This window comes from Campylobacter concisus, assembly GCF_902460895.1.
GTDB lineage: Bacteria > Campylobacterota > Campylobacteria > Campylobacterales > Campylobacteraceae > Campylobacter_A > Campylobacter_A concisus_BC.
The window spans coordinates 79,600-102,078 of record NZ_CABPVL010000001.1; the positions used below are offsets into that span (position 1 = coordinate 79,600).

General features: G+C 42.0%; 23 protein-coding genes. 3 read left to right on the top strand and 20 right to left on the bottom strand.

The features are described 5' to 3' along the window. Positions 1–2 precede the first annotated feature (2 nt). The 4 genes from metX to ileS all read right to left on the bottom strand — a co-directional run bounded on the left by metX (position 3) and on the right by ileS (position 6,776). On the bottom strand, positions 3–1,109 hold the full coding sequence (metX, locus tag F3G98_RS00420; protein ID WP_103643006.1) for a homoserine O-acetyltransferase MetX: 1,107 nt from the start codon (positions 1,107–1,109) through the stop codon (positions 3–5). After that, positions 1,109–2,557, bottom strand: a complete 1,449-nt coding sequence (gene guaB / locus F3G98_RS00425; protein ID WP_021085271.1) for an IMP dehydrogenase — start codon at positions 2,555–2,557, stop codon at positions 1,109–1,111. Before guaB ends, metX begins: the two co-directional genes overlap by 1 nt. A 4-nt stretch (positions 2,558–2,561) precedes the next feature. Continuing rightward, positions 2,562–3,920: an Asp-tRNA(Asn)/Glu-tRNA(Gln) amidotransferase subunit GatA gene (gatA, locus tag F3G98_RS00430; protein WP_103643007.1), complete on the bottom strand. Its 1,359-nt coding sequence runs from the start codon at positions 3,918–3,920 to the stop codon at positions 2,562–2,564. Positions 3,921–4,019: 99 nt separating this feature from the next. Continuing rightward, the gene (gene ileS / locus F3G98_RS00435; protein WP_149725592.1) at positions 4,020–6,776 is read right to left on the bottom strand and encodes an isoleucine--tRNA ligase; all 2,757 of its coding nucleotides are present in this window, start codon (positions 6,774–6,776) and stop codon (positions 4,020–4,022) included. A gap of 95 nt (positions 6,777–6,871) precedes the next feature. Between ileS and F3G98_RS00440 the strand changes: the two genes are divergently transcribed. The 3 genes from F3G98_RS00440 (at position 6,872) to F3G98_RS10865 (ending at position 9,305) form a co-directional block, all read left to right on the top strand. Beyond that, positions 6,872–7,969 (top strand): CinA family protein, encoded by a 1,098-nt coding sequence (locus F3G98_RS00440; RefSeq protein WP_149725593.1) that lies wholly within the window; start codon positions 6,872–6,874, stop codon positions 7,967–7,969. A 90-nt stretch (positions 7,970–8,059) separates the two neighbouring features. Further along, positions 8,060–8,824, top strand: coding sequence for a pectate lyase family protein (locus F3G98_RS10860; protein ID WP_262974958.1), 765 nt, complete (start codon positions 8,060–8,062; stop codon positions 8,822–8,824). 49 nt (positions 8,825–8,873) lie between these two features. After that, positions 8,874–9,305 (top strand): pectate lyase family protein, encoded by a 432-nt coding sequence (locus tag F3G98_RS10865; protein ID WP_262974959.1) that lies wholly within the window; start codon positions 8,874–8,876, stop codon positions 9,303–9,305. Between the two features lie 50 nt (positions 9,306–9,355). Here F3G98_RS10865 and F3G98_RS00450 read toward each other — a convergent pair whose 3' ends face one another. From F3G98_RS00450 to F3G98_RS00525, 16 genes are read right to left on the bottom strand one after another with little or no spacing between them, the layout of a single operon-like run. After that, on the bottom strand, positions 9,356–11,584 hold the full coding sequence (locus F3G98_RS00450; protein WP_149725594.1) for an MMPL family transporter: 2,229 nt from the start codon (positions 11,582–11,584) through the stop codon (positions 9,356–9,358). Further along, complete coding sequence (locus F3G98_RS00455) at positions 11,581–12,099, bottom strand: LolA family protein (RefSeq protein WP_012140375.1); 519 nt, start codon at positions 12,097–12,099, stop codon at positions 11,581–11,583. Before F3G98_RS00455 ends, F3G98_RS00450 begins: the two co-directional genes overlap by 4 nt. Beyond that, complete coding sequence (locus F3G98_RS00460; protein WP_103643012.1) at positions 12,096–12,524, bottom strand: acyl-CoA thioesterase; 429 nt, start codon at positions 12,522–12,524, stop codon at positions 12,096–12,098. Before F3G98_RS00460 ends, F3G98_RS00455 begins: the two co-directional genes overlap by 4 nt. Beyond that, positions 12,521–14,131: a glycosyltransferase family 2 protein gene (locus F3G98_RS00465; protein ID WP_103643013.1), complete on the bottom strand. Its 1,611-nt coding sequence runs from the start codon at positions 14,129–14,131 to the stop codon at positions 12,521–12,523. The genes F3G98_RS00460 and F3G98_RS00465 overlap by 4 nt, the downstream gene beginning before the upstream one ends. Beyond that, complete coding sequence (locus tag F3G98_RS00470; RefSeq protein WP_103643014.1) at positions 14,128–15,684, bottom strand: AMP-binding protein; 1,557 nt, start codon at positions 15,682–15,684, stop codon at positions 14,128–14,130. Before F3G98_RS00470 ends, F3G98_RS00465 begins: the two co-directional genes overlap by 4 nt. Further along, positions 15,674–16,219 (bottom strand): COG4648 family protein, encoded by a 546-nt coding sequence (locus F3G98_RS00475; protein ID WP_103643015.1) that lies wholly within the window; start codon positions 16,217–16,219, stop codon positions 15,674–15,676. The genes F3G98_RS00470 and F3G98_RS00475 overlap by 11 nt, the downstream gene beginning before the upstream one ends. Then, positions 16,209–16,454 (bottom strand): acyl carrier protein, encoded by a 246-nt coding sequence (locus F3G98_RS00480; protein WP_012140380.1) that lies wholly within the window; start codon positions 16,452–16,454, stop codon positions 16,209–16,211. The genes F3G98_RS00475 and F3G98_RS00480 overlap by 11 nt, the downstream gene beginning before the upstream one ends. Positions 16,455–16,456: 2 nt before the next feature. Continuing rightward, entirely contained in the window at positions 16,457–16,714 is a 258-nt protein-coding gene (locus tag F3G98_RS00485; protein WP_103573562.1) for a phosphopantetheine-binding protein, read from the bottom strand. Then, complete coding sequence (locus tag F3G98_RS00490) at positions 16,698–17,498, bottom strand: lysophospholipid acyltransferase family protein (protein ID WP_223231276.1); 801 nt, start codon at positions 17,496–17,498, stop codon at positions 16,698–16,700. Before F3G98_RS00490 ends, F3G98_RS00485 begins: the two co-directional genes overlap by 17 nt. After that, positions 17,434–18,102, bottom strand: a complete 669-nt coding sequence (locus F3G98_RS00495) for a beta-ketoacyl synthase chain length factor (RefSeq protein ID WP_103643017.1) — start codon at positions 18,100–18,102, stop codon at positions 17,434–17,436. The genes F3G98_RS00490 and F3G98_RS00495 overlap by 65 nt, the downstream gene beginning before the upstream one ends. Further along, entirely contained in the window at positions 18,102–18,518 is a 417-nt protein-coding gene (locus F3G98_RS00500; RefSeq protein WP_021088905.1) for a hypothetical protein, read from the bottom strand. Before F3G98_RS00500 ends, F3G98_RS00495 begins: the two co-directional genes overlap by 1 nt. Positions 18,519–18,530: 12 nt before the next feature. Continuing rightward, entirely contained in the window at positions 18,531–19,784 is a 1,254-nt protein-coding gene (locus F3G98_RS00505; RefSeq protein ID WP_149725595.1) for a beta-ketoacyl-ACP synthase, read from the bottom strand. Then, positions 19,784–20,503 (bottom strand): 3-oxoacyl-ACP reductase FabG, encoded by a 720-nt coding sequence (gene fabG / locus F3G98_RS00510; protein ID WP_149725596.1) that lies wholly within the window; start codon positions 20,501–20,503, stop codon positions 19,784–19,786. The genes F3G98_RS00505 and fabG overlap by 1 nt, the downstream gene beginning before the upstream one ends. Further along, positions 20,496–20,936 carry a hotdog family protein gene (locus tag F3G98_RS00515; RefSeq protein ID WP_223231277.1) on the bottom strand — a complete coding sequence of 147 codons (441 nt, stop codon included), beginning with the start codon at positions 20,934–20,936 and terminating at the stop codon, positions 20,496–20,498. Before F3G98_RS00515 ends, fabG begins: the two co-directional genes overlap by 8 nt. Next, positions 20,936–22,102 (bottom strand): beta-ketoacyl synthase N-terminal-like domain-containing protein, encoded by a 1,167-nt coding sequence (locus F3G98_RS00520; RefSeq protein ID WP_149725597.1) that lies wholly within the window; start codon positions 22,100–22,102, stop codon positions 20,936–20,938. Before F3G98_RS00520 ends, F3G98_RS00515 begins: the two co-directional genes overlap by 1 nt. After that, positions 22,089–22,466: a hypothetical protein gene (locus F3G98_RS00525; RefSeq protein WP_149725598.1), complete on the bottom strand. Its 378-nt coding sequence runs from the start codon at positions 22,464–22,466 to the stop codon at positions 22,089–22,091. The genes F3G98_RS00520 and F3G98_RS00525 overlap by 14 nt, the downstream gene beginning before the upstream one ends. Between the last annotated feature and the right edge of the window lie 13 nt (positions 22,467–22,479).

A 22,479-nucleotide genomic window follows, 5' to 3' on the forward strand; every position in this document is an offset into this window, starting at 1 on the left:
TTCTATCCTTTTAATATATTTTTTATATATCCATCAAATTTTTCTATCTCAACCAAAAAGGCGTCGTGGCCGTAGTTGCTATCTATCTCTATAAAATTTGTCTTTGCCTCCCGCCCCATCTCGCAAAGTGCGTCGTAAATTTCTCTCATGCAGCTTGGCGGAAAGAGTAGATCACCTTTGAAAGCGATTAGATGCAAATTTGCTTTGATCGGCGCAAGGGCGTCTTTTAGGCTATCGTAGTGCCTTGTGCAGTCAAAGATATTCATCATCTTTACGATATATAGGTAGCTTAGCGGGTCAAACCTCTTTGGGAAGTTGTAGCCGTTATACTCCATGTAGCGATCGACCTGAAAATGCCCAAAAAGATCGTAAAGGCCGTCAGTTTCTACGTAGTTTCGTCCAAATTTTTTATCCATGCTATCAGGGCTTAAAAAGCTGATATGCCCTGCCATCCTGCCGTAAGCCATACCTTTTAGCCCGTTTTTTCTTATAAATTCCACGTCATATTCGCCGTTTTTGAAATTCTCATCGTTTAAAATGGCTTCGATTGCGATTTTATTAAACGCTATCGCCCAAGGCTTCGTCTGGTAGGTGCTTGCAAGCATAACGACATCTTGGGCAAATTCCGGAAACTCGATAGCGTAGCAAAGCGCCTGCATACCACCAAGACTGCCGCCTATCACGGCTCTTGCTCTTGTGATGCCAAGCTCGCTAAATAGCCTCATCTGCGCCTTTACCACGTCGCTTATGGCAAGGACAGGGAAATTTAGCCTATACTCTTTGCCGCTACTTCTATCCACGCTTAAGGGCGAGGTCGAGCCAAAGCAAGAGCCTAAAATATTTACGCAGATAACGTAAAATTTATCGGTATCGACCGCCTTTTTGCTGCCTATTAGCCCGTCCCACCAGCCAGCTTTCTCATCGCCTGCGTATGTGCCAGCAGCGTGGTGCGAGCCAGTTAGAGCGTGGCAGATCACGATAACGTTGCTTTTATCAGCATTTAGCGTGCCGTAAGTCTCGTAAATAAGCTTGAAATTTGATAGCATACGGCCACTCTCAAGATAGAGTGGCTCGTTAAATTTAATAGTTCTAGTTTGCAGGTCTAACACTAATTAACTTTGTAGTTTGGTGCCTCGTGAGTGATAACTACGTCGTGGACGTGGCTCTCTTTTAGTCCTGCGCTTGTTATCTCGACAAATTCAGCTCTTTCTTGAAGAGTTGGGATATCTTTTGCACCGACATAACCCATAGCGCTTCTTAGGCCACCTATTAGCTGATGTATCACATCTTTTATGCTGCCAGCAAATGGCACACGGCCCTCGATACCTTCAGGCACAAGCTTATCTTGAGCGGTGCCCTCTTGGAAGTAGCGGTCTGAGCTGCCCTTTGTCATAGCACCGATCGATCCCATGCCGCGATATACTTTGTACTGGCGACCTTGGAATGTTATAAGCTCACCTGGGCTCTCCTCGCAACCTGCTAGCAAGCTACCTGCCATAACGCACGCCGCACCTGCTGCAAGGGCTTTTGCCACGTCACCTGAGTATTTTAAGCCACCGTCAGCGATAACTGGGATGCCGTATTTTGCTGCTTCGCTTGCGCAGTCATCGATAGCTGAAATTTGAGGCACACCGACACCAGCAACGATCCTTGTGGTACAAATAGACCCTGGTCCGATGCCCACTTTTATGCCGTCAGCTCCTGCTTCTGCTAGGTCTTTTACGGCTGCTGGGTTTGCGATATTGCCAGCTACGACATCGACATTAAAATTTGCTTTTACCTCTTTTAAAGTGTCGATGATGCCCTTTGAGTGACCATGAGCTGAGTCGATTACGATGACGTCTACGCCAGCATCAACAAGTGCTTTAGCGCGGTCTATCTGACCCACGCCAATAGCCGCAGCCACGCGAAGTCTGCCGTAGCTATCTTTATTTGCGTTTGGATACTCTTTGCGTTTTTTTAGATCTTTTATGGTGATAAGGCCGTCAAGTCTGCCGTCTTTATCGACGATAGGTAGCTTCTCAACCCTATTTTGAGAGAAAATTTTCTCCGCATCATCAAGCGTGCAGCCCTTTGGCGCAGTGATAAGTGGTGCTTTTGTCATGCGGTCTTTTACCAAAGTGCTCATATTTGTCTCAAATCTCAAATCGCGGTTTGTTAAAATTCCTATTAGCTTGCGGTCTTTGTCGATGACTGGAACGCCTGAAATATGAAGATCTGACATAAGGCTTAGAGCTTCAGCCACGGTCGCTTCTGGATTTATAAAGATAGGATCGATGATGACGCCACTTTCGCTTTTTTTAACGCGCTTGACCTCTTTTGCTTGGCTTTCGACGTCCATATTTTTGTGGATGACGCCGATACCACCAAGCCTTGCCATCATGATAGCAGTTCTATGCTCAGTAACCGTATCCATCGCAGCAGAGACGATCGGGATATTTAGCGTGACGTTTTTGCTGATCCTGGTTTTTACATCAACTTGCTTTGGCAAAATTTCAGAGTATTGCGGCACAAGAAGCACATCCTCAAATGTTAAAGCTCTCTTTACTATCTTCATATTTTTATCCTTTTATTAAATTTTCTAGGCTCTTAGCACCATTTATCAAGGTCTGTTCGTCCCACGCTTTTGCGATGAGCTGGGCGCTCACGTTTAAATTTTGATCATCTTTGCCAACTGGCACAGAGATAGCTGGTAGGCCTGCTAAATTTACGCTGATCGTATAGATATCGCTTAGATAGGCTTGAAGCGGATCGCTGTGTGCTCCAAATTTATAAGCTGTGCTTGGAGCAACTGGCATGAAGATAAGGTCATTTTCTTCTAAAATTTTCTCGTACTGGGCTTTTATATGCGCTCTTGCTTTTTGCGCTTTAATGTAGTAAGCATCGTAGTATCCGCTACTTAGCACAAATGTACCAAGTAAAATTCTCCTTTTTACCTCTTCGCCAAAGCCCTCTGAGCGCGAATTTACATATAGTTCTTTTAAATTTCTAGCATCTGCGCGTCTGCCATATCTCACGCCATCGTAGCGGCTTAAATTTGCGCTTGCCTCTGCGGTTGCGATGATGTAGTAGGCAGCGACGTCATATTTTGAGTCTTCAAAATTTGTGTAAGTTACGCTGTGGCCGTGTGATTTTAGCTTTTCGATAGCTAAATTTAAAGCTACTTTTGTCTGCTCACTTGCGTTTTCTACGTAGTTTTTGATGACACAAATTTTTAGCTTTTTGTTACCATCTATCTTGTCGCTAACGCTAACAAACGGCACATCTGCGCTCGTGCTATCTTTTGGGTCGTGTCCAGCGATCGCGTCATATAAAATGGCTGCGTCTTCTACGTTTTGAGCGATAGGGCCTATTTGATCAAGGCTGCTTGAGTATGCGCCAAGGCCGTATCTGCTCACTCTGCCGTAGGTTGGTTTAAGTCCTACGCATCCGCAAAATGCCGCTGGCTGGCGGATCGAGCCACCAGTGTCGCTACCAAGTGCTGCAACTGCAAGGCCAGCTGCAACTGCTGCTGCTGAGCCACCACTACTGCCACCTGGGACGTGAGCGTGATTTAGTGGGTTTAGTGTTTTGCCGTAAAATGAGCTCTCAGTCGTGCTTCCCATCGCAAATTCGTCCATATTTGTGCGGCCAAATGGAGCTAAATTTTTACTAAGTAGCTTTTCGATGACAGTTGCGTTATAAGGTGCTAAGTAGCCTTGTAAAATTTTTGAGGCACTTGTTACGTTCCAGCCTTTTACTTGGATGTTGTCTTTTATAGCGATAGGTACGCCCTCACCTAGTTTTGCGATCTCTAAATTTGCTAGCTGCTCGACATAAGCGCCAAGCTCTTTTTCTTTTATGATCTTTGCCTCAAGCTCGGCTCTTAAATTTTTTATCTCTTCAGCTGAAAATTTCAAAGCTTCTTTTAAAGTTACCACTATTTTTATCCTTTAAATTTATTAACCAAAAATATGCCAAACAAGCTAACAACGACCACTGCAGCGATCGTTGCTATTATGATAGTTGCGCTTACTGGCTCACTTAGCACTTATGACCTCTTCGCATCTTGGGCATAGTGCATCTTCTTTACTAGCGTTAAATTTCCAGCATCTTGGACATTTGTGAAGGTTGCTTGCTATGATCTTAAATTTATCGCCCTCTAGCTCAAACTCGGCTAGTGGCTCGCTATCATCATAAGCTTTAACGGAGCTTACCATGTAAAGATCAGCCACTTCGCGCTCGTCGTAGCTTGTGATGTTATGGTTTGTGGTCTCTAGGCTTAGCTCTAGGGTTGATTTTATCTTTTTCTCTTTTTTAAGAACGTCCACGATCTCGTTAAATTTCTCCCTGCTGGCAAAAAGCAGCTCATCTTCAAAGCTAAGGTCAAATTTGATTGGCTCATAGACTAGATCAAACGCGTCTTTTGCGTCGCCTTTGATGATCTTTGGAGCGTAGTCCATCACCTCATCAACGGTGTAAGTAAGCGTTGGAGCGATGAGTGGCAAAAGTGCCTTTGTGATGATCGCCATCGCACTTTGAGCTGATCTTCTTCTTGGGGCGTCTTTTGCGTCGCAGTAAAGTCTATCTTTACAAACATCAAGATATACGCCGCTAAGATCGGCTGATAGGAAATTTAAAAGGATGTTAAAGCCCTTTGAAAAGTCGTAGTTTCTAAAGCAAGCGCTCGCCTCATCAAAGACCTTTTTAGCGCGTGCTAGTATCCACTTATCAAGGATGTTAAACTCTGTATTTAAGCTCTCAAGATCATTTACATTTGCTAGTAAAAAGCGGATCGTGTTGCGGATTTTGCGGTATTGCTCGCTTATTTGCTTTAATATATCTTCGCTTATTTTTAGGTCGCTTGAGTAATCACTCATGCCAACCCAAAGGCGTAAAATTTCCACGCCGTGGGTCTTAGCCACGTCTTGTGGAGCGATGACGTTGCCCTTGCTCTTGCTCATCTTCTCACCTTTGGCATCGACTGTAAAGCCGTGAGTTAGTATGCTCTCGTAAGGTGCGTGAGAATTTATAGCTGTGCTTACTAGAAGCGAGCTTTGAAACCAGCCCCTGTGCTGATCTGAGCCCTCTAGATACATGCTTGCAGGGTATTTGCCAGCGTCGTAGTTGTCGCTTTGTAAGACCGCGTGCCACGTCGAGCCGCTATCAAACCAAACGTCAAGGATATCCATCACCTTTTCTAAATTTTCAGCTTTGTATTTTGAGCCCTTTGGTAAAAGCTCGTCTATGCTTAGCGCCCACCATGCATCAGCGCCTTTTTCTTTGAAAATGCCTGCGATGTGGTCTAAAATTTCACTATCAAATATAACTTCTTTTGTCGCTTTGTCCATGAAAAACGCGATCGGCACACCCCAGTCACGCTGACGAGAGATACACCAGTCTGGGCGATTTTCTATCATCGAGCCTATTCTTTTTATGCCCACGCTTGGGTAGAATTTAACCTTTTCAAGCTCTTTTAGCGCTGTTTGTCTAAGCGTTTTGCCACCTAGTTTAGCCTCGTCCATAGCTATAAACCACTGCTTTGTCGCTCTATAAATGACAGGCTTATGCGTTCTCCAGCAAAATGGATAAGAGTGTCTAAATTTAGAGACGCTAAGCAAGCTTTTGCCAAGTAGCTCTAAAATTTTCTCATTTGCTTTAAAGATATGCATACCGACAAACTCGTCTACCACGTCGCTTCTAAATAGTCCGTGATGTTTTATGCTCTCATCGTAGCAGCCACCATCATCAACCGGCATCAAAATTTCACTAAAACCATACTTCAAACATACGTAGTAGTCGTCTTCGCCGTGACCTGGAGCTGTATGAACAAGTCCAGTACCCCCATCCATCATGACATGATCGCCTAGTAAAAATCGTGACTTTCTACCGTTTAGTGGATTTACCGCGTGAGTGTTTTCAAGCAGGCTTGATTTAAACTCTTTTTTGATCTCACCCTTGCTTAGGCCACTTTGCACAACGCTTTCAAGTAGTGGCTTTGCAAAGATCAAATTTTCAGCCGTTAGCACATAAATTTCATCTGGTTTTAGGCTTATGGCTTGATTTGCTGGAAGTGTCCAAGGCGTGGTCGTCCAGATGACAGCGCTTGCCTCTTTTACGCCAAGCTTTTCTAGCGCGTCGCTATCAAGCTCAAACGCTACGTAAATAGAATAGTCCTCTTTCTCCTCGTACTCGACCTCAGCTTCAGCTAACGCCGATCTAGCCGCCCAGCTCCAATAAACTGGCTTGCTTCTTTCAACCAAAAGCCCTTTTTTAGCGATCTCGCAAAGCGCTTTGTAGATGTCAGCCTCAAACTCAAATTTCATCGTCATGTATGGATTTTCAAAGTCGCCGATGATGCCAAGGCTTTTAAATTCATTTCTTTGAATGTCTATAAATTCTCTCGCGTGCTGCCTGCAAAGCTCCCTGATCTCGACCTTGCTAAGCTCTTTTTTCTTATCGCCAAGCTTTACTTCGACTTGCTGCTCGATCGGCAAGCCGTGGCAGTCCCAGCCTGGCACGTAGCGGACGTTTTCGCCGTAAAAATAGTGCGTTTTTGTGATGATATCTTTTAAAATTTTATTTAACGCGTGGCCAATGTGTAGGTGGCCGTTTGCATACGGAGGGCCGTCGTGGATGTTGAAGTTTTTAACCGCTTTTTGGCGGTTTTTCTTCATTTTTTCATAAACCTTGCGCTCTTCATACCATGATTTTAGTCTTTGTGGTTCATTTTGTGGGAGATTTCCGCGCATCGGGAAATTTGTCTCTGGGAGTAAAAGTGTCTCTTTGTAGTCCATTTTTTACCTTGATTTTAAAATTTGCTAATTTTACACCTGTGCTGGTTAAATCACACTGAAAAATAGTATAATGAGGCAAAAAAAGGAGCTTAAAAATGAGACAAAGTATCTTGATAATAGGCGAAGATCTTGAGATAAATAGAGAATTTCTAAACTACATTTTTCAAAGTTACGAGGATCATTTTGGCGAGCTTGGAGTGGTCAGTTTTGCTCCAAAAAATAGCAAAGAGCTACCTTTTATCATCGAAAATTTATCAAAAGATTACGACTTTGTAAGCATTTTTGGCTCGGATGAAAATTTTGCCATCGCCGCAAAGATCGTAGCGACGCTAACTGGGGGCTCGCTCGAGCTAAAAGATAGCACGACACTTGCGCTTAAAGATAGCTTAGACTATTCTAAAAATAGCTTTTTAGCCAGCCTAAATAACGCCCAGATAAATCTCATAAAAGCTAATCCAAATGAAGAGCTAGGCGAGTTTCTAACCGAATATGAGCCTGATTTTAGCTACTTTCATCTAATAGACATCGACGCAGATAGCGCGAAGATCCTTATGCTGCCACTTGCTAAAACTTACGAGGTCGATATCACTCTTGCGCAGATTCTGCCAAATTTGATACTAGTAAGGGCAAAAAGCAATAAATTTGGCCAGATCGAGAGCTTTTTACAAGGGGTAAAAACGCTATTTTCGCAAAAATTTATCCCGCAAAAAGATGTGATCAAATTTATAGCAAAAAGGCTCATGCAAAAAGGGCTTAAAATTTCATTTGCTGAGTCTTGCACGGCTGGGCTTGCGGCGGCTAAATTTGCAAGATATGGCGGCATCTCAGCTAGCTTTGATGGCTCGTTAGTAACTTATGCAAACCACATAAAGCACGAGTGGCTGGGCGTTGAGGATGAGATTTTAGATACTTACGGAGCCGTGAGCGAGCCTTGCGTAAAAGCGATGGTAAAAGGCACGCTAAGCACGACAAATGCGGACTTTGCGCTTGCTATAAGTGGCATAGCAGGACCAGGCGGTGGCACAGCTAGCAAGCCAGTTGGCACGGTATATGTCGCAGCTGGCGATAGAAACGGCAACATCGAGGTTGAGAGGCTACTTTTAAAAGGGGATCGCAACTATGTTAGAGAGCAAAGCGTGCTAAGCGCCTATCTATGTTTGCTTCGCCTAAAAAGCGAGATATTTTTCGCGTAAATTTTATCTTTTTTACAAATTGCACTAAATTTAACAGCGACATTCGCAATAAAATATCAAAAATAAAAAGCCAAATTTAGGAGGCTAAAGATGTTTAAAAAGATATTGTTTCTAGCTGTTTTTTCGTTATTTGCATTTGGTGCTCTAGCTCAAGCGGGCGAGATAAAAGCAAGCAACTCGCCCTTTGGTTACGCTAGCATTGGTGCAGAGCAAAATTTTGGCGGATACGCCGGCAAAGAGAGCAAAGAAGTCGCCATCCAAAATAGGCAAGAGCTCGTAAAATACGCCAAAATGGGTGGTTACGTCATCTATGTGGATGGGCTCATAGACCTTAGCGAAGGCAAGATCCCGCAAAATGGCAATAGCGATGGGCTGGATAAATTTATAAGTGAGATTAGCGGTGGCGAGTTTAGCTCTTATACTAAATTTATGCAGGCTTACGGCGCTTCGTGCCGTGCATTTTTAGATGGTTCGCAAGATCCAAAGTTAGCAGCGCTTCGCAAAAATTTAGCCAACGAATACAAAAAGCTCATCGTAGTGCCGGTAGCTAGCAATACCACGATAATCGGCCTAGGCGAAAACTCAGGCATAAAAGGTGGCTCACTTTTGCTAAAAAATGTCCAAAATATCGCAATCCACAACATGAATATCCTAGATGCTTTTGATCCATTTCCAGATGTACAAAAAAATGATGGCTTTAACGCGCAATATGACGGCGTTAGCATAGAATCAAGCAAAAACATCTGGGTAGATCACTGCCATTTTAAGGACACTGTTAAGCTTAGCCATGTGCATTTAGCAGGCGGAGAGCTTACTAAATGGCAAACTTACGACGGGGCTGTGCGAGGGGGATAGTGCGGCTATCACGATCTCGCACAACATCTTTGAAAACCACGACAAAACGATGCTAATAGGCTCAAGAGACTCGGACGGCAGCAGCGAAACAAGGACTATAACGGTCGCTCATAACATTTTTGACAACTGCGCGCAACGCCTACCTATGGCACGCAATGCAAAGGTGCACGTCTATAACAACTTTTACGACTCAAAAGATGGCTTTTATGACCAAAAATACGCCATTGGAGTGCGCTTTGGCTCACTAATATACGCTCAAAACAACTACTTTACAAATGGCGTCAAGATAAGCTACAAATGTAACAAAGGTACCATTTTTGAAAGCGGCAACATAGACCTTTCTAAAAAAGGCAGCGTTTGCGAAAAGCTAACCAAGCCGCCATTTGAGCCTCCATATAAATTTGAGCTCCTAGAAGCTTTAAGCGTCCAAAACGAGGTAAATAAAAACGCAGGCACAGGCAAACTAGCCGTTATAAAATAATATCACCAAAGCCCCGAGCTAGCCAAAACGCTTGGGGCATAAAAACAAAGCTAAATTTTTATATTTTTACAAGCCAAAACGCTAGCACATAGCCCATATATCAGCACGCAAAGGCTAACGCTTAGCCCAAAGACGCTAAGAGCGGCGGTCTGGCTAAAAGAGAGTGTAAAAAACGAGATAAAGCTCGTGATAAATGCACAAAATATCCCATAAATTCGCTCTTTTTCGCTAAGGCTCTCATTTAGCGCAAATATCATGTAGTCAATCCCCACAGCGCTTGCAAGGATGAGCCCAAAGACGCCAAATATGCTTAAATTTACGCCAAAAATGGCAAAGATAAAGAGCGTAAGAAGCACGCCAAAAATAATGACACCCATCACAAGTGCCGAAATAAGCGCACTAAAATAAAACCAAAGTAGCAAAAACGCGATCACAAGCGCTGCTATTTTTAGCTTTAGTGCAAGCTCTTTTGCCTGAGTTAGGCTCTCATTTAGTGAGCTAGCGAAATTTAGACTAAAAGCGTTGTAGCGCTCGAGCAGCTCATCACTTGCCGCCCCTTTTACAAAGCCACTCACGTAAGCCACACTTGCATTTTCATCAAGGACAAATTTCTTAAAATCCTTCATAGATTTTAGAGCCAAAATTTCACTCACGCTAAGCTCTTTTTCGCTCAAAACCTTTAAAATTTCACTTCGCACTTCATCTTTGCTAAAGCCAAATTTCTCATAAACCCCATAAATTTGCTCATCATCAAGCGCTTTTTTAAAGGCCTCTTTTAGCTCAGACTGCTCGCTTTTACTTAAAAACATATCGCTTAGCGAGCTCTCATCTTTTATCAAATTTCTCTTTTTTAGCTCATCTAAAAGGCTCTTTTCATCAGCCAAAATGTCACCTCTTGATCTTGTCACGATCATCGTATTTTGGTTGTTGCCAGTTAGGCTTAAGATATAAGAAGAGTCCGCTAGCAGGCTCTTTGGCATATTTGAGTAGTCTTTTACGTTTTCGCTTTTTGATAAATTTTTAAGATCAAAAACAAGAAAAATAGCTAGCAAAATAAGTAAGATAGCTAGAAATTTAACCCCCAAATGCCTAGCAACCGCGCCTGAGAGATCACAAAATTTAGTTAAAAACGCGTCAAAAATCTTTGATCTATAAAATTTCACCCCTTCAAAGACTAAAGGCATAAAAAAGTAGCTAGCTAAAAACGCAGCAACTAGCGCAAACGCCGAAAATAGCGCCACTTCTTTTAGCAGCCTAAGATCAGAAAATGTAAAAGCCAGATAGCCACTAAGCGTGATAAATAGGCCTAGCAAGAAAATTTTTAGCATATTTTTTATGCTACTAGCCCTGATCGCTTCGCCCTCGTTTTTGCTAAGCCAGTGCAAGACGTAGTCGAACATAAGGCCAATGAGGCTCGTGCTTATTAAAATAGTAAGGATGTTTAGCTCATTTAGACAGAGCAAAGTACCCGCAAATGCCACGCTAAAGCCAAATACAGCGATAAATATCACATAAAAAATTCGCAAATTTCTAAAAGCAAGCATCAAAAATATAGCGGTCAAACTAAGCGAAACCACGCTCATATAAAGGCTCTCGCTCTCGTTTTTTTGCTTTGAAAATGCCTGATAAAGCGCACTTGAATGCACAAAAAGCTCGTTTTGCCCAACTTTTAGCGCATTTAGCTCGTTATAAAAATTTATTAGTCCTTCGCTCGAAACTCCCTTTTTTAGCTCGCCTTTTAGTAAGAAAAAGCTCTTTTTGCCATCCTTTACCTCAAGCATGAGATCTGCTAAATTTAGGCTTATGTTGCCATTTTTTGCGCTAAAGCCACTACTTAGCGAAAAAAAATCATCATTTACATTTAAAAGCCTAAAGCTAAAGCTATTAAAAATTTCCTCTGCGCGCTTTTTAAAAAAGGCGTTTTTATCACTCTTTAAAAGCTCCAAATCACCCCTACTTAAAAGCGCGATCTTTGAGCGGTTGATGTCACTTTTTATATCATTTAAATTTACGTCAATGTTCGCCTCAAAGCTCTTAAAAAGCAAGCTTTTAAGCGCCAAGCTTTGCACGTCATTGGCTAGCTCTTTGGAATTTACCAGTACTAAAAAATTTGACGCCATCTCATCTTGCACCTCTTTTAGCACCTTTGCCTCTTTGGCGTCTTTGAAATTTATAAGCGAAAATATATCAGTTTGGACGTTTTTTAGGCTCGCAAGCGAATATCCAAGCGAGGCTAAAAAAACAAAGATAAAAGCCAAGATCGTGGCTAGTTTTTTCATTTTATACTAAACTCATTTATCGTTTTATCGCCGCTTACCTCGTCAAGCTCGATCTTTTTTACCGCCTTGTCGCCACTTATCTTTATGGATTTAAAAATTTGTTTAAAGAGTAAATTTTTAGGGCTTAGCTCTATGCTCCACTCTTTTAGGCTGCCGCTTGTCTTTATGTCAAATTCTTTCCTAAGCTCACTCTCATCAAGGCTGATGATAGCAAGAAAGAGCTTTTCATCAAAATTTGCGCTCGTCTTTTCAAGCTTGCCATTTTCGTTTTTAAAAATGCCATCTTTATTTATAAAAACCTTTGAAACTACAGGCTCAAGCGTATCCCAGTAAAGTCCGCCCTTTTCTAGCTTAAACTCGCCAGAGCTTTTTATGCTTTTGTTAAAGCCAGCTAGACTCTTTGTCTGCGTGAAATTTCCGCTTACTCCATCTGTTTTTACTATATTTTTAAGCTCACCCAGCTCGTAGCCAAAGCAAGATATAAAAATGGCTAAAAAAAGAGCTATTTTTCTCATCTTTTCTCCTTTTCATTATAGGCTTTAAGCGCCTTTTTTAGGGTGTCTGGCATCTCAAAGCAAGTTTGCAAGCTATTCATCTCAATGACAGCTTGCGCGGTATTTGCCTCGCTTAGTTTTTCGCCCTTTTCATTTTCTATAAGGTAGTGAAATTTCAAAAAAGTTTCACACTCGCTAAGCGTCGTAGTGACCTTTATGACGTCGTTAAAAAAGGCTGGGCGGACGTACTTTACGTCAAGCTTTACGATAGGAAAGGCGTAACCATCTTTTTTCATAGCGATGTAGTTGTATCCTAGCTTATCAAGTAGCTCGCAGCGCGCTATTTCTAGGTACTTGACGTAGTTGCCGTGCCACATCACCTCCATGCTATCAACGTCAAAAAACGCCACTTTAAACGTACTAACGTGTGAAATTTTCACTCTCATCTCCAAAAATCAAAAAAGTTAAACCACTGCGACGGGCTCTTGCAAGCCCTTGCTTCAAGCTGCCTTACATAGCTTTGCACGTATGGCAGGACGCTTGCCTTGCGGTCGCGACCTAGTTTTATCTCATCAGCAATATCGCTTAGTTCGATGTCAAATTTATCGCCATTTTTTACGCACCAAAGCGCGCTCATTTTTACTCCCAAAATCCCAGCTAGCAAGTATGGGCCGTAGTTAAATTTAGCCTCCTTGCCAAGAAAGCTAAGCCTTATAAATTTATCTCCATTAAGCGGTGTCCTATCGCCCATTATGCCGATATTTACGCCATCTTCAACCGCCTCTTTTAGCTCAAGCATAGCAGCCGCGTCGAGCTTTTCAACGCTGATTAGTTTGATCTGCCCCTTGCTGATCTGCTCTAAAATTTTATAAAAATTCTCACTTCCCTTGCTATAAACCAAGATGATCATGCGAAAATTTGGCGATCTAAGTGAGAGCGCCTTACAAATTTCTACATTTCCAAGATGGCTTGTAAGCACGATCCTGCCACGCTTAGAGGCTTCAAACTCATCTTTTATGCTATTAAATTTACTAAACTCTAGTTCGCTTTCAAGCACACCATTTTGCCAGATACGAAATTTATCACATATTGCTATACCAAAGTCATAAAAGTTACTAAAAACGCTAGTTTCCGGCTTTTTGCCGCTAAATTTCTCTACATTTAAAAGAAATTCTCTTATATTTTTTCTCTCAACTTTTGAAAAGAGATAGTAAAAGCAAACGACGATGATAACGATAGGTTTTATGAGAAATATAGGCAAATTTCTAGTTAAAAATAGGCTAACTCTAAGAAAAAATTCGTTCGATCTCTCGCCCTGTTGCCACCATATGTACTTCTCTTTACCAGTGATCTTGCCAAGCAAAAATGGCACTAAACTAAAAAAATATCTTGCATGCATGAGGCTTATTAGCGCGTTATCTTTTAGCATTTTAAAGTGCGAAACACCGCCAGCCTCGTATCTTACTTTTAGTGCTATCCACTTGATCTCTACGCCAGATCTTATGGCATTTACCAAGATCTCCATGTCAAATTCCATCCTATTTGAGCTGCTTTGGAGGGTCGCGTTCTCAAGCTCTTTTAACGGATAAATTCTAAAGCCACACATCGCGTCTTTTATGTCAAAATTTAAAGAGTTGATCTTGACCCAAAAATTTGTGATCTTTCTGCCATAAAACCTCGACTTTGGCGCGTCTTCGCCGTAAATTGGATCAGCCATGATTAGATCTCTTGGATATCTTTTGCTAAGCTCCAAAAACTCCGCCACCTCACTTATGTCATGCTGAAAGTCAGCGTCGATCTGAAACGCGTGCGTGTAGCCATTTTGCAAGGCGTGCCTAAAGCCATCTTTTAGTGCAGCTCCCTTGCCGCCGTTTTGCTCTCTTGTTAAAATTTCTACGTCAAATTCGCTCAAATTTTGTAATGCCTTTTTTGATGCCTCGTTTGAGCCATCATCGACTATCAAAATGTGTAGATTGTATCTTGCAAGCGCCTCACAAAGGGCTTTTATCTTCTCTGGATGGTTGTAAAATGGTATGAGAAAGAGCGTCTTCATAAGCCCAGCTTTATCCTACCGCCAGCACTCTTGGTGCCGTTACAAAATATCTCAAAGTAAATCTTCTCATCTCTTTGCGAAATTTCTATGCAAAGCTCGTCATTTGGCCTTACAAATTTTAAAAATTTCAAATTCTCCACCACATATTGATCGCCTATTTCTACGCCAAGCTCTCTTGCAAATTTAAATACAAAATCAAGTTGCACAAAGCCAGGCAAAAGCGGTAAATTTGGAAAATGCTCCATAAAAATGCCAAGTGCAGGGCTAAGCTTTGTCTTAAATTTATAAATGCCCTCTTCGCTACTTTTATCCCAAGAAAGCTCCTCGTTTTTTTCTAAAAGTAGCTTAAAATTTGCCTTTAAAAACTTGCCCTGAGCGTTTTTACAAAGAGAGCTAACGATCTTAAAATATCTAACACTATTTTTAAACTCAGGCCTTAAAAGCTCATTTAGCCTTGCTACAACGCCCTTTTTACCGCTATCTCTAAAGAGTTTCACACCCTCGTCGCTAAGCTCCAAAAGCGCAGCTAGACGCTTAAATTTAGGATGCGTGTCGCAGTAGCAGTCTTTTATAAGCCCGCTTTCAAACATTTTATTTTCGATACTTATTAGATTGACCCTTTTGTCATTTAGCTTAACGATCCTATCGATCCTGCCTTTTAGCGTGAGCCTGCTGCCATCTATCTGCGCCCAGTCGCTAGTTTGGAAAAACTCGCACCACGGCGAGCTCACATTTAACGCCTCATCCTCGTTTAAAGCAGCCTTTACCTTACTAAAAAGTAAAAGCTCATCACCTAAATTTCTAGCAACTATGCCAGTTTCGGTGCTACCATAAATTTCAATTATCCTAGCGCTACTTAAGCTTTCTATCTTTGCTCTTAGCTCGCTCTTTAATGCAGATCCCGCACAGATAATATTTTTTAGCCCTGAAATTTCAGCTGCTCTTGGGCTAGAAACTAGCGTTTGAAGCAGGACTGGGCTTGTTACAAAGCTTAAATTTGTAAGGTCAAGCTCAAAGATCGCCTCTGGGTAGTTTAGCTCCTTGCTAACGGCCTTTGCGCCAGAGATGAGTGGCAAAAAGACTTTAAATGTAAGGCCAAACATATGCTGGTGCGAGACGCTAGCAAAAAATTTATCCCCCTTATTAAATCCAAGCTCATCTTTTAAAAATAGCCCCTCATCTATCATCGCGCCAAGTTTTTTTGGGATATTTTTGCTATTTCCTGTCGAGCCTGAGGTCTGAAGGAAAAATGTAGAATTTTGATCAAATTTTAGCTCCATGCTCTTGCTAAAGTCTAAAAAATCACCAAAATTTTCATCATTAATGACAAATTTATCACCACTATATATCGGCTTTGCAAGCAAGATAGGTTTTACGCCAACCCCAAGCGCTCCAAAAAAAGCTGCGCAAAAGTCAAAGCTCTGGCTTAAATAAATTTCTATCTCGCTTAAATTTTTCTCTTTTAAATTTGCCCCAAAAGTAGCCGCATACTCGTAAAGATCCTTGTTTATATCCACAAATTTAAATGCCTTTAGACAATTTTTAAAATCCATTTTCCCTCTTTAAAATAAAAATTTTACGATATAAAATTTCGCCAAAAAACAAAACTCCCATCAAGATATAAGATACAAATGAGCAGTAAATGCTCCAGTAAATTTTATCCTCAAACTGCGCCAAAACAAAGGCGAGAACTGCGTTAAAAACGAAAAACCAGCACCAAATTTTAGTTAGCCCTCTTGTGTAGCTAACGACCTTTTCATCTATGTTTTTCTCTTTTAGCCTAGCAAGCCTAGTTATCACCGCCTCGCCCTTTAAGCTGTAAAAAAATACCGCCAAAAAGCCAAGACTTACGATACTTGGGTATAAAAGCGCTAAATTCACACTTCTAAAAATAGCGCAGACGGCAAAAAATAGCCCAGCTGCTAAGCAAACCTGCCTTGTTTTACCGCTTTCAAAATACGCCCTAGCCCACCAAAGAGCGCATAGCACGCAAAAGATAAGAGTTGCACCCTTTTGCCAAAAAAATAGCACCAAAGGATAGGCGATGCTTGCTAAAACTAGCGCTACTTTTACTATCTTATGCTTCAAATTTCTTTGCTACGGCTTTTACGATATCATCAAGCGTTTTCACGTTTTTAAAGTCCTCTGGCATCAGCCTATAACCAGTTTGGCGCTTGATGTAGTCAATCATATCAATAGCATCTATACTATCTATCTGCAAGTCCTCATATATCCTAGTTTCAGGCTTTATCTTGCTCTCGTCTATCTCAAAAAGCTCGATCAAAGCCTTCTTTAAAATTTCAAAAATTTCTACTTCGCTCATTGTTATTTCCTATTTTCGTAAATGTATTTTGCAAGAGAAGATACACTAAAGAATATATCTTTTAAATTTGCTGTCTTTGAGTCAAGCACGAGGCCATATCTTTTCTGCACAGCAAGCCCAAGCTCTAGTGCATCGACGCTGTCAAGGCCTAGCCCCTCGCTAAAAAGCGGTGCGTTCTCGTCGATATCGCTTGGCTTCATATCCTCTAAATTTAAGCTTGTAATGATCAGCTCTTTTATCTCATTAACTAGTTCTTTCACTAAATTCCTCCTTATAAATTTTACTTATCTCATCATGCAAGGCTCTCGCCCTTACGGGGCTTGGCCTATCTTTTAAAAACTCACTAACTTCAAATTTCTTTAGCTCTTTAAAGACGTACTTTATCTTTTTATCTGGCGTTTTGTACCATGGCTCATTTTTTCTAAGGCTTCTTGGAGCCATATTTATACCCACGCAAAGCACGCTAGACGCGCCTTTTATACCCATATACGCGGCCGCTTTATGAAAGATGATCTCCTCTTTTGTGCGTGTGCCCTCTGGGAAAATGAGCAAATTTTCGCCACTTTTTAAAACATCTACGCTTTTTTGTAAAAATTCCTCATTATTTGTGTTTGGTATGTAGTTGCACGCCCTAATGGCTGCAAATAAAAATATATTTTTACCAAGCTCACCCTTTACGATGCAGTTTATCCTTTTAAATTTTGAGACCAGAAAGACCACATCAAGCAGTGAAGGGTGGTTTGCGATGACTAAATTTGAGCTGCCATTTAGATCGTCTAGCTCAAATTTATAGTCCAGATACCCACAAATTTTAGTAACTTTTATAAAAAATCCCCAAGAAACTCTAACAAGATCTCGGCATAAATTTTGCACAAATTTAAATTTATTTAGCCCTAAAAGCACGACTGGCACTAGCAAAAGGTCGCCACTTATGCAAATGAGCGCAAAAAAGAAAAATAAAAATCCAGTTCTTAAAATTTTAAGGCTCATAGCTAAAATTCCAAGATGAAAAATGGCTACTACTTTGCCACGTTTTTGCCACATTTGGGTCAAAATTTACGATGAAGCTTTGTAGTAAATTTTCTGAAATTTCTTCTTCTTTTTCCACTCTTTTTAGAGCTAAAGCTCTCTTATCTTTTGCCTTTGAGACGACAAGCGCTAGCATAAATGATGGCTTTTGCTCATCAAAATAACTCTGCGATATCGACTCATGATAGGCAAGGATGAGCACCTTTTCATATCCGTCATTTAGCCTTAAAAACGCAGCTTGCAGCGCGTCTTCTACTGGACTAAATGATGAGATGGCTAGAATTTCATTGTGATTTTTAGCTTCGATGCTAAGAAGCGATGAGATAGCGTTATGCACAGAGAGCGAAAACGACGTTGGCGATACTGGCTCAGCCTTTGCAAGCGCAGTTTCTAACTCAAAGCAGCGATTTATCTCGCCCTCATAGGAGCTAAAAATGACTGGCATGTCGATGCTCTCAAAACTACTAAGCAGGCTAAAAGCGCACTTTGCGGCACTACTTAGTCTCCTTCTTTGCATAGGCGGGATCTTTGCTAGATCAAATTCTTTTTTGTATCTAGCTAAATCCTCGCTGATCTCACCATAAGCTACCACGTCATAAAAATCTACTTGAAATTTCATTATTTCGCGATGTCACCTTTTAGTGTAACGCCAGACATCAAAGAACCGCTGCCGCACTGAAACTGGGTTTTAGAGTTAAATGGCTGTTTTTTGTAATATCCAGTCAAATTTACAACCTTAGTGCCGCCCTCTTTCACCGCTCTTTCTTGAAATGTCTTGATAGCAGAGAGAAGCGCGATCTGGCAAGCCTCTTCGTCACTTTTGTTAAAGCCATTTGTCTTTTTATTGGCTGTTAGGTCTTTAACGATTATGTTGCCTGTGTAGCCTGTGCCAAAGTTAACGCTAATGTTTGGTAGCAAAAATTCTTTAGCCTTTGGACCATTTAAGAAATCTAGTGAGTGATACTTCACGTCATCTCTAGCGCTAAGGCTTGAGGCAAATGCCAAAACGGCAACTAATGAAACTAATCTTTTCATTTTCTATCCTTTTTAAAATTTGTTATCTACTCTTTTAAATATCAAAGATGTATTTACACCACCAAATGCAAAGTTGTTACTCATCACAAAGTCCGTCTTTATCGGCGTTGGCTCCTTTAAGTAGTTTAGCTTTGCACACTCAGGATCAGTTACGTTTAAATTTATAGTTGGGAAAAATAGCTCTTCTCTCATCATCATTATGCTAGCGATCGCCTCCAGCCCGCCACAAGCGCCAAGCGTGTGACCTAGATAGCTTTTAAGTGAGCTAATGGCGATGCCCTCTCCAAAAAGCTCATTTGTAGCGATACTTTCAGCTATATCGCCATGTTTTGTAGCGGTCGCATGGGCATTTACGTAGCCTATGCTTTTTGGCTCTAGTTTTGCCGCGCGGAGTGCTAAACTCATCGCCGCTTTCATCGTAGCGCTTTGCGGTCTAGTGATGTGCGTGCCATCACACGTAGAGCCAAAGCCAACGACCTCAGCGTAAATTTTAGCTCCTCTTTTTAAGGCGCTCTCTTCGCTTTCAAGCACTAAAAATCCAGCTCCCTCGCCAAGCACCAAGCCATCTCTATCTTTTTCAAACGGCGTTGGTGTCAAATTTGGCGTGCTGTTTTTCACACTTGTAGCGTAAAGTTTGTCAAAAACGTACGCCTCGCTCACGCAAAGCTCCTCAGCGCCTCCTGCTAGCATCATATCTATGCTGCCATTTTTTATGCTCTCATAAGCGTAGCCAATGGCGTGTGAGCCGCTCGTACATGCTGAAGATGTAGGGATGATACGCCCTTTTAGCGAGTAAAATAGCGCGATATTTGCCGCTGTGGTGTGAGGCATCATTTTTATGTAGGTATTTGCGTTAAAGCCACTATCCATGTCCAAAACTAGTTTTGCCATGTCAAGTATAGAGTCGGTGCTGCCAGTGCTTGAGCCACTTGCCACGCCCATTCTACCGTCTTGCACGCTTGGGTCTAAATTTGCAGCCTGCAAGCCTTCGCCATTTAGCAAACCAGCGTCTTTTAATGCAAGTCCAGCCGCGTGCACGCTATAAGTTGAGACCTTGCCAAGGCTTCTTAGCTGTTTTCTATCCCACTCCTGCGGGTGTTTGTAGTCTATGATGGGAGCTGCTAGGCGTGTGTTTAGCTCTTTATAGCCCTCCCACTCGCTCATATATCTCACGGCATTTTTGCCTGCAAGAAATTTAGCCTTCATCTCCTCCCAGCTGTTGCCAAAAGCACTGACTGCGCCGATACCTGTGACAAATACACGCATTAGCAAAGTCCTCCATTTACGCCGATGACCTGCCTTGTGATGTAGCTAGCCTCGTCGCTTAGTAGAAATTTAACAAGTCCTGCCACCTCATCTGCCTCGCCAGCTCTTTTTGCAGGTATGGCCTTTAGCACCTCATCTAAAAAATCGCTATTTAAAATTTCTTCGCTCATATCTGTCTTTATAAGCCCAGGTGCCACGCAGTTTACTGTTATGCCTCTGCTGGCAAGCTCGACTGCAAGGGCTTTGCTAGCTCCTATGATGCCTGCCTTGCTAGCTGAGTAATTCACCTGACCTCTGTTACCAATAACCCCTGAAACAGAGCTTAGCGTCACTATCCTAGCTGGCTTTCTAGCCCTTATCATAGGCATTAGCGCTGGTCTTAGGACGTTGTAAAAGCCATTTAAATTTACATCTATCACATCAAACCACTCTTCGTCACTTAGCCCCACAAAGGTATTATCCCTTGTTATGCCAGCGTTTAAAATAACGCCGTAATAGACGCCATTTGTCTCCATGTCGGCCTCTATGGCCTCTTTTGCCGCAGCAGTGTCAGCCACGTCAAATGTCATAAATTTAGCCCCAAGCTCGCTAACCATCTTTAAAAGCTCATCGCTCTTACTTCTTGCATGAAGCACCACTTCGTATTCATTAGCAAGGCGCCTAGCGATGCTAGCTCCTATACCCCTACTTGATCCAGTTATCAATACTCTCTTACTCACTAAGTGCCTTTTTTACAAATTCTTCATCAGGGCTCATAACGTTTAAAACCGCCCTTGCGCCAAGCTCACCATTTACAAAAAGCTCGCTGTCATAAACGCCAAAACCGCTCTCATCTTGAATGGAGCACTTTGAAATGATCACTATCTCATCGCCCACTTTAAAATATGGCCTAAAAATTTCAAATTTTCTACTACCAAGCAAAAAGCCAAATATCGCCTTCTCGCCCCTTAGCTCACGCATCTTTGAGTCGTAGATCCCAAGACTTTGAGCCATCATCTCTATCGCCTTTTGCGTCATAAATTTACCATCTTCTAAAAAGGGATTTTGCTCATTTATCACGCTTCTTACCTTTATGCTCTCGCAAGGGATAAATTCCAAAATTTCATCGATCAGGGTTATGGCGCTGCTGTGCGGCAAATAATCACTTATCATCATCTCACTCTTTTAAATATTATCGCGGCGTTATCTCCGCCAAAGGCAAAAGATAGCGACATCGCTGTTTTTACGTCAAATTTCGTGCCGCTTTTTACTAAATTTATAGCCTCCAAGCTCTCATCATACTCGCCGTCATAAACGTGTGGTGGCAAGAGGCTATTTTGCTCCATGCAAAGCATGGCGCAAATGGCGCTCTCAATAGCTCCAGCAGCCCCAAGCGTGTGGCCGATCTGTGGTTTTAGCGTGCTTGCAAAGGTGGCACCAAGCGTTAAATTTACAGCTTTTGCCTCCATTTTGTCGTTTGCCTGCGTGCCGGTGCCATGCAAATTTACATAATCCACGCAGCTCACACTAGCTCTTTTTAGCGCGCCCTCTATACAATTTACTGCCATTTTAGCGCTAAAATCAGGCTGCGTCATGTGAAAAGCGTCGCAGTTTGAGGCAGAGCTAGCGACCACAACATTTGAAATTTCATCACGGCTTAGCAAAAATAACCCAGCTCCCTCACCGATATTTATCCCCTCTCTATTTTTAGAAAAGGCCTGACTTGGGGCGCTGCTTAGTATGCTAAGCGAGTTAAAGCCATTTATCGTAAGCGTATTTAGGCTATCGACGCCGCCACAAATGACCGCGTCACAAAGCTCGCTCTCAATGAGCCTTTTTGCCTCAATAACCGCCTTAACACCAGAGGTGCACGCAGTCGATACGCAGTAGCTTGGACCGCTAAGCTCGTAAAAGTCGCTCACAAACTCGGCCACGTTTGCAAGGCAGTTTCTGTTTATGCCAAACCTGCTTTTATCAAAAAATCCAGTCGAGATATAGCCTTTAAATGGCTCGAAATTCTCCTCAACGCCGCTTGTTGTAGTGCCAAGAACTACTCCCACTCGGCTTTTGCCATATTTTTTGATCGCTCTTTTTATCTCCTCGTCAATCTCTAGCATCGTGCTTAAAAGCAAAGCATTTGTGCGAGTTTTGAAGTGCTCTTTGGTTTTATTTGAAAAGCTAGGTAAAGCGCTATTAAATTTACCCACCAAAAACTCATTTTGCGGGTGAAATTCAGAGCTTTTGCTTAAAAATCTCTTGCCACTTAAAAGCGAGCTTAAATTTTCATCACTACTACTGCCTGCAGCGCTGATAATGGCTGGTTTGCTAACGTAGATCAACGCTTTTTACCTCATAAATTTGATCATTTATCATAAATTTTTGCTCATTTTTTTCATCTTTTATCATCTCAAGCACCTTGATAAAAAGCTCGTTGTAGGCGCTATTTGGCGGCAAGAAGCCCAAATTTGCAAACGTGCCGTCCTTTAAAACTCGCCTAGCTTCTGGTGCGCCAAGTGCATTTACAAGGCTAAATTTATACTCATTCTCACTATTTTGCACATAGAGCATTAACGGTCCTTTTGATGAACTAACCTCAAATGCCTTTAAGCTAAAATCTGCCAGCTTTGGCACATCAAATTTCTTCGCACAGCCAAGAGCTAGAAGCGTTACCACAAGGATCGTAGCTATCTTTTTTACAAGCACTTTTTGCCTTTTT